The organism is Lujinxingia litoralis (assembly GCF_003260125.1).
Classification (GTDB): Bacteria; Myxococcota_A; Bradymonadia; order Bradymonadales; family Bradymonadaceae; genus Lujinxingia; species Lujinxingia litoralis.
In genome coordinates this window covers 364,820-372,832 of sequence record NZ_QHKO01000003.1, presented here as the reverse complement: position 1 = coordinate 372,832, position 8,013 = coordinate 364,820, and the positions used below count along the sequence as shown (strand labels likewise).

General features: G+C 64.7%; 5 protein-coding genes. 2 read left to right on the top strand and 3 right to left on the bottom strand.

The features are described from left to right. Positions 1-179: 179 nt before the first annotated feature. Positions 180-1,274, bottom strand: coding sequence for a tetratricopeptide repeat protein (locus tag DL240_RS08825; protein ID WP_146618196.1), 1,095 nt, complete (start codon positions 1,272-1,274; stop codon positions 180-182). 613 nt (positions 1,275-1,887) lie between these two features. On the opposite strand from DL240_RS08825, the gene DL240_RS08820 reads away from it, so the two are divergent. Then, entirely contained in the window at positions 1,888-3,090 is a 1,203-nt protein-coding gene (locus DL240_RS08820; RefSeq protein WP_111729513.1) for a right-handed parallel beta-helix repeat-containing protein, read from the top strand. A 122-nt stretch (positions 3,091-3,212) separates the two neighbouring features. On the opposite strand, the gene DL240_RS19950 is transcribed toward DL240_RS08820, so the two are convergent. Both DL240_RS19950 and DL240_RS08805 read right to left on the bottom strand, forming a co-directional pair. Then, entirely contained in the window at positions 3,213-4,634 is a 1,422-nt protein-coding gene (locus DL240_RS19950; protein WP_158542451.1) for a hypothetical protein, read from the bottom strand. Between the two features lie 98 nt (positions 4,635-4,732). After that, positions 4,733-5,905: a winged helix-turn-helix domain-containing protein gene (locus tag DL240_RS08805; protein WP_111729511.1), complete on the bottom strand. Its 1,173-nt coding sequence runs from the start codon at positions 5,903-5,905 to the stop codon at positions 4,733-4,735. A 346-nt stretch (positions 5,906-6,251) separates the two neighbouring features. Between DL240_RS08805 and DL240_RS08800 the strand changes: the two genes are divergently transcribed. Further along, positions 6,252-7,877 (top strand): RCC1 domain-containing protein, encoded by a 1,626-nt coding sequence (locus DL240_RS08800; RefSeq protein WP_111729510.1) that lies wholly within the window; start codon positions 6,252-6,254, stop codon positions 7,875-7,877. Positions 7,878-8,013: the final 136 nt, after the last annotated feature.

Below are 8,013 nucleotides of genomic sequence, written 5' to 3'. Positions count from 1 at the left end.
CCGACCTGCCCTCGCCCCCCCACCGCACTACCCGCCCCGAAACCGGCATTTTTTTCAATCATGGATTGGGAGTTGGCTGCCGCTCCGAGGCTGGAGGCGACCTGGCATCGTCTTGAATCGCGTAGAGCGCGACAGTTTGGCACAGCACATTGCTTCGCCCCCACCCAACGATTGGCGTCTCACCCACACGCTCGCCCGCACGCCCGCTCCCATCCCAGCGCACACGCCTGCTCAAAGCTGCGTCGCGCCTCACGAAGCGCACCGCGTGTACAGAGCACAATCCCAAGATTCTCGTGCATATACCCCGATTCCGGCGCCATCGTGACGGAGCGCCGCGCGAAGTGCTCGGCCTCCGCATCACAGCGCCCAGATTTCTCACAACGATCATTCGCATAGGCGTAACACGCCCGCGCATCCCCCGCATCGCATCCAATCTGGGTATAAATATCTCGCTCTGGGTGTCCACTGCCGAACGCATAGGCCAAATGTCTACAAGCGTCCACGTCCTGCGCCCGCACACAGGTATCTTCGTACTTCTCAACGGCAAGACTTCTTTCTTTCTCTTCCCACCGCATCCTCGCGCGTTGCATAAGCCTCATCTCCTGGCCTGCCAGCCTTTCTTGAAGACCAATGCCGGTTCCGTGCGGCATGTATTGCACCCAGGTTTCATCGCCGACCTCGGTAACAAACTCCTGAGACATGCGCCCCGGAAAAAACGTACTCAGGGCAGGACATAACTCTTTTACACTTACCTCTTGCACACGTTCATCACGCGCTGACTGGTAAGGAAACTCGATCATACATGGATACTCGGAGCAATCCGCCCGGGCCTCTTCACCAAACACCTCGGGACATGCCCCTTTAAGAGCCTCCACCGACGCCTCAAATTGTTCGGGCTGGTAGGCCTCATCAAGCTCTTCGGGAAACGCCACGGGACGATCGGGAGACATCTCATTGAGCAAGCCGGTTAAGTAATCCGTCAGATCTTCATGCTCCTGAAAGGTCTCCAATGCCTCTTCATGCGACGCCCGCACGCTCTCCAGACTCGCCTGACAGGCGAGAAGCTGCTCGTCGTCCGGGAGCGCCTGCGTTAATGCTTCGCCTGGCTCACATCTGGGCAGGTCGTTGTGATGGGCCAACGTTTCATGCTCAGCGCCGGCATCCTGCCCCCCCCTGACTCCCCACATAAAAAAGAGAGCTATCGTGAGCACCACGGCCACGAAGAACCCCGAACAAAAGCTCAACACATAAGACATACGCAACGATTTCAGCACCTTACCCCCTGGAAAAAATCCACATTAAAACCCGACACAACCCTCACAAAACCTAATTAAACCTACAACGCCGGGAAGGAAGTCCGCGCCGATGTCGAGACATGCAGACGCTATCGCGGCCATCACACCATGTTTTATCCAGGCGATGACACATATTTGCAGGAAAAGAGAGCATCCCCAACACCAAACCATGACAGCGGCCAGCACGGAGCGTAACACCACTGACCCCCCTCAATCCTGTCTTCTACAGGCCGCCGAAACCGGCGTTTTTTCGTTCATGGGCAGCGAGTTGGCTGCCGCTTTTCAGGTCACACCGACCTGGCATCGTCTTGAATCGCGTAGAGCGCGACAGTTTGGCACAGCGCATTGCTTCGGCACCACCGCGGAGCTCGTGGTTTGGAGCTCGCCACCTTAAGCGCGGCCCACGTCGCCCGAACACCAAATGTTGGAAGCGGCGTCGGTGCCCTGCTAGAGATCCCCGTGGTAGGTTCGACGCCAGACTTCAGCGTGGCTGGCCCGAGTCGCCAGCCCTTTCACTGCCATGTAAGATGCGCGATATCGGGACTCGCCAGCGGATCCCCACCGCCTCGGCGCTCACTTTAAGGAGTAAATCATGATGAAAGTACACCCCCGGACCCACGGCGCGCTCGCGCTCTCGCTTTCCCTGGCCCTGGTCGCCTGCGGCGGCGACGAACCACCTCCCACCAACACCGAGCCGGAGGTGCTGCCGGCGATCATCAGCGAAGACATGGTGTTGAGCGACATCGTGCCCGACCCCACCCTGCCGGATTACGTGGTGGTGGAGTCGGTGGCCGTGCGCGCCACGCTGCGCGTGGAGCCCGGGGTCACCATCCGCTTTGCGCGCACCACTCGCCTGACCATTGATGGCGAGCAGGGCGGCGCGCTGGATAGCCGCGGCAGTCAGGAGGCGCCGGTCATCTTTACGGGTCAAGACAAGGCCAAGGGCTCCTGGCACGGCGTTCACTTTGTGAACTCCACCTCCTCGCAGAACAACCTGCGCTGGACGACGATTGAGTACGCCGGCGACGACGCCTTCCGCGAAGGGCTGCGCGCGGCCAACCTGGCGCTGGACGGCGGCTCCTCGGTCTTCATCTCCAACAGCACCATTCGGGAGTCCGCGCGTTACGGCATCGAGCTCACCCCGGAGAGCTCCCTGACGGGGTTCTCGCAAAACACCTTTGAGAACAACTTCGACTTTGCCATGCGCCTGCCGGCCCAGGAGGTGGGCAAGATCGATCGCCTCTCAACCTTTGCCGGCAGCACCTTTGAGGCCGGCGTGGAGACCTACGGCGGGGAGATCCGCACCAGCGCGACCTGGAAAAAGCTCTCCAACGACGCGCCCATCGCCGTGACCGACACCGTCACCGTGAAGAACCGCCTCGATCTGGAGCCCGGCGTCCGGATCCTCTTTGATGAGTTCATCGGGATGACCGTCGACGGCGAAAGCGGCGGCGTGCTGGTCTCGCTGGGCACCGACGCGGACAACGTCGTGATGAGCCGCCTGGGCGATGTCGTCTGGAAGGGGGTCTACCTCGACGGCGTCACCTCCAACGAGAGCCGCCTGGAGTACACCACGATCGAGTACGCCGGCTTCTCGGGCTACGACGGCAACCCCAAGGCCAACCTGACCATCGGCGGCAGCGAGGGCACCAGCACCATGGTCGTGCTCGACAGCACCTTTGCCTACTCCACCGGCGCGGGGATCGCGCTGGGAGAAGGCTCCACGGTGAACGGGGACGTGGAAGCGGTGAACAGCTTCATCGACAACGCCGCCGCCGATGTCCTCTACCCCTGAGGCCTGAGCCATCCGCGGTGTTACGCGCGTAAAAAAAACGCCGCGCCCCCTTGTCCCGGGGCGCGGCGTTTTTTTGTGGTGCGAGGTGGCATCCGGCCCCTCTAGCCCCCTCCCCCCTTAGCTCAGGGCAGCTCTCCATCACTCACATCATGGGCCACCACCAGGCTGATCTCCTGCCCGATGATGCCATCGCCCGTCGCGTTGAGGTGCCCGGCGTTGCCAAACACATACACCGTGGTGGCCTGGTCGGGGGCGCTGAGTCGGGCGTGGTTGAGCTCGGCCAGCAGCCAGGAGGCCTCGCCACGGGTGCAGGCGGCTACGGCCGCTCTCTGGTGCTCCTCATCTACGCCGGGCTCACAGAGAATATAGGACGGGCACACCCGCATCGTGCTCGTGAACGCCAGCGTGTTGTAGAACTGCGCCTCGGCCGCGCCCTGAGCGCTGAGAAGACTGGCGTGCCGGTTCCAGAGGTTGTCCTCGCCACTCGCGGCGATGATCTGGGCGTTGGCGGTGACGTTCACCACGCGCCAGCCGGCCTGATAGCTGCCGTCGACGCGCTGCCCGTCGCGCACCAGCATCGCCGCCGGCGCCGGACACGCCGCGGCGCTCCCCGACGTCTCATTGCTGGCCGGATAGAACCCGCACCCTTCCACCTCCGCATGGGTGGCGCAGCTCCCGCTTGCGTCCTGCTCATACGCCGCGATGACCAGTGTGTGATACTCGCCAGCCACCAGCCCCTCGTCCCCCAGGGGCCGGGCCTGCGACGCGTCGCAACCCTCGACGCTCTCGTCGTCGACGTCCGCCCAGGCCAGGTGCACCACCTGTAGATCCTCGATCGCTGGCACGGCGACGTACTCGGCATACACCATCGCGATGCGGCTTTCGGTCACCGCCGCGCGGGTCAGCACCTTAAAGGGCTGCGAGTCGCCCGCGCGATAAAGACAGACCTTGCGCGTCGAGCTTCGCCCCCGGTGATCGCCGACGATAAGGCGCAGGCGCGCCTCGTCCTCGCCAAACGCCGGTTCGTCGCACGCCGGGCACGTCTGCCCGCAGCCGTCGGCGCCACAAAACCCCTCCGGGCAGCGGGGCTCACACTCCGGGGCGCCACCCTCGACCCGAATCCCGCAGTCCTCGCAGTCGGAGCCCAACTCACACAGGCTGAACTGCGAGGCCGGGCCACCGTCATCGCATTGGCCATCGCCGGCGTAGCGACAGGTGTTGGTGCAGAGCTCCCCGGGCTCAAGCTGGGGCGGCTGCCAGGGCTCGGGTTCGGGCTCTGGAAGGGGATTCGGCGTCGGGAAAGGACCCGGGTCCGGCTCCCCCTCCGAATACCGGGTGCCACAGTCGCGGCAGTCGGTTCCCAGGGCGCAGATGCCATACAACGCCCCCTCACCGCCATCATCGCACTGCCCGTCGCCCGCATAGGGGCAGGTGTTCGTGCAGAGATCGTCCTCCAGGGGAGCGTCGCCAAAAGAACAGGAGCCAAGCTGAAGGCTCAGGGCGAACAGTCCGACCATCACCATGCGCTGCGTCCAAACATTCATTAAATCCCCCTCGTTAGGGTGAGCTCAAAGCCATGCTTCGCATGGGTCTGACTCTGGCCCCTCGGCTGGTAGAGATCAAGGCCCCCCCGTTGCGGGCATCACCCTCGACGGGCCTCTTCCACCACCCGGACATCGAGCGTTGAACACCCGTTGAACGTCGCGAATCGCCGAAGCTCATCGTTTAACGCAACGAAGAAGCGCTCCCTCTCAAAGGCGACATCTTCCAGGTGCACACTCAACACCTCCAGCCGCCCCTCGGCCCGATGCGCCTTCGCGTCGATGCGCGCCACAAAGGCGTCGCCGAAGAGAACGGGCAGGCAGAAGTAACCAAACTGCCGTTTGGACGCCGTGACATAACTCTCCAGCCGGTAGTCGAACCCGAAGAGCGAGCTCAGACGGTCGCGGTGAATCACCGCGTTGTCGAATGGCGAGAGGATCTGGAGCGCCGGCTCGGGTTTAAACGCGGACTCCAGCGAACGCGCGCGCTCCTGCGCCTTGAGGTCGACGTAAACGCTCGACCCATCGTTGAGGACAACCTCCTCCACCTCCCCCGCGTCGAGATGTGCGTCGAGAATCGCGCGCATGGCCTCGCGCATCGCCTTGCCCTTTTGCAGGTGCAGGAGCTGCTTCCAGGTGAACACGCCATGGGCGCGGCGAGTGGTTTTGAAGAGGTAGGCGGCGACGTCGGGCAAGGTGGGTACGCTCAGGTCGAGGCCCTCGGGCAGCATGCGCTCGCTCAGCTCGTACACCTTTTCCATGCCATCGCGGCGGCAGATCATCAGCTCGCCCATCATAAAGAGCGTATCCAGCGCGGCGCGCACCGGGCGGCCGCCCCAGGCCTTGCCGGAGCTCGCGGCCCGGCGCTCGAAATCCCGCGCGCGGGTGGGGCCCTCGGCGCGCACCCGCGCCAGAATCTCGCGCATCAGCGGGGTATCGAGGTTTTTGTAGTAGCGATTCTCCCCCTGACGAATCGTCGTCATGCGGCGAAGCGCAAAGCGGTAGTCGCGCATCGGCAGGTAGGACGCGGCATGAAACCAGTAGTCAAAGATCTGCCCTTTGCTCACCAGCTGGTTCAGGTGGTCCTGCTCGTAGCCCGGCACCCGGCTCCAGAGCACGTGGTGATGGGCCCTCTCGACCACAGCGAGCGTATCGATTTGCACGTAGCCCAGATGTTCCATGGCGCGCAGCGCTCCCGACTCGCCAGTGCCAAAAGTCCCTGGCGAGGTCAGCCCCTGATGGGCCAGGGCCAGGTGTCTTAACTCGGATGTCATAGGGGGACTCGGTCGGTAGGGAAAGGGATTGGGCAGCCGCACAAAGGCCTCGCTCGGATTTCGCGTGGGCCGCCGGGCGCGGTGGGGGAGCTTACACGGGGGCGCCACGCTGTCGAAGCCTGACCTCGGGTCGGCCGCCGAATTCCATAGCGCGCCCCCCCGGTGCCTTCTCCTGTGCGTCCACCTCTTGACTGACCTATCGGTTAACGCTCTTCTATACCTATCTCTACAACCCCGGTTCTCCCCCCTGCCACCGCTTTCCGGGTGGACGCGTCAGGGGGGGCACCGCGACGCCCCCTGAATGAATGCCTCTCATGGCTCCATTCTCGCCAGACAAGGACACGCCATGCATTTGCCCTTCGCCCTCTCTCGTCAGGCTCGCCACGCCCTGGTGCTGCTCGCCAGCCTGGCCCTGCTGACGGCCTGCTCCGACACCGACAGCGATCCCACCCGTGCGGCCGGCGGACTCGCCGAGGCCTGCTACCCCAACGACACCTGCGACGTGCCCTACATCTGTAGCGAGCAAGGCGTCTGCGTGCAGCCGCTGGAGGATATCGACGCCGGCGATACGGACATCTCCGACGCCGACGATACGGGCATCTCCGACGCCGACGACACAGACATCTCCGAGCCCGACGACACAGATATCTCCGAGCCCGACGACACAGATATCTCCGAGCCCGACGATGCCGATGAAACGTGCATCCCGCTGACCTGTGCCGATCTGGGGGCCCAATGCGGTCCGGTCGACAACGGCTGCGGAGAGCCTCTCCAGTGTGGAAGCTGCGCCTCGTACCAGACCAACGCCGGGCTCACCGGATGCATCGAGGGCACCTGTGAATACGCCTGCCGCCCGGGCAGCCTGGCGAGCGCCGAGGGGTGTCGTGATCACCTGCGCGTGGCCGCCGGAAGCACCCACAGCTGTGCGCTGGACGCCCAGGGGCAAGCCTACTGTTGGGGGGCGAACGCTCAGGGTCAGCTGGGCGACGGCACCACCGAGCGCAGCCTGGTACCGGTGGCGGTCCAGGGGCTGGAGGGCATCGTCCTGAGCGCGATCTACGCCGGGGAGAGCCATACCTGCGGGCTCAGCGACGCCGGTCAGGTGTACTGCTGGGGAGGTAACGCGTACGGCCAGCTCGGCGACGGTACGGCCGTGGACCGCCTGGTTCCCACCGCGCTCACCGATCTGAGCGAGCCGGTGCTCTCCCTGGCGATCGGGGCGCGGGGAGACCATACCTGCGCGATCACCGCCGGGGGCGCCCCCCGCTGCTGGGGCCGCAACGATAAGGGCCAGCTGGGCGACGGCACCACCGCCCACCGGGCCACGCCCACCACCCTGCTCAACGCTCCGAGCGAAGGCGTGGTCGCTATCGCCGCCGGCACCGCCCACACCTGCCTGGGGCACAGCGACACCTGGATGACGAAGACCTTCTGTGTGGGCGACAACGCCATCGGCCAGCTGGGCGATGGCACCCAGACCACGCGCCACTCCCTGACGGAGACCTCGCGCAACGTGCGCTCCTTTGATCTGGGGGCCGGGGGCCACCACACCTGCTCGCTCAACGCCTACGACGGCCGTGTCATCTGCTGGGGCCGCAACGATACGCGTCAGCTCGGCAACGTCTCGGGCGACGTGTATTTCAATCCGCCCACCGAGCGGACCATCCCCGCTGGCGCGGTGCGGGTACGGGCCGGAGAGGCCCACACCTGCGCGCAGATGGATAACGGCGGCCTGACATGCTGGGGCAAAAACACCTCCGGACAGACCACCGACGCCCAGCCCAACACCGATACGCCCCGGGACGTCGCGGGCCATACCTTTGGGACCCTCTTCTTTGATACGGGCGCCAACCACACCTGCTCGATCCAGTCGGATCAGATCGTGCGCTGCTGGGGAAGCAACGGCTCGGGCCAGCTCGGCAACGGCAGCACCACCGCGACGGCCACCCCGGTGGAGGTGACGCTCCCCTGAGCGTCGCATGCTGGCCGGCCCGTCGATGCATAGGCATGACGGGCCACCTCGGGTTCCCCCCTGCCGCCGCTTGCTTACCTGATGGGCGTCTCAGGGGGGCATTGTTTTCGCCCGCACCGAAGGGATGCCGCTCCTG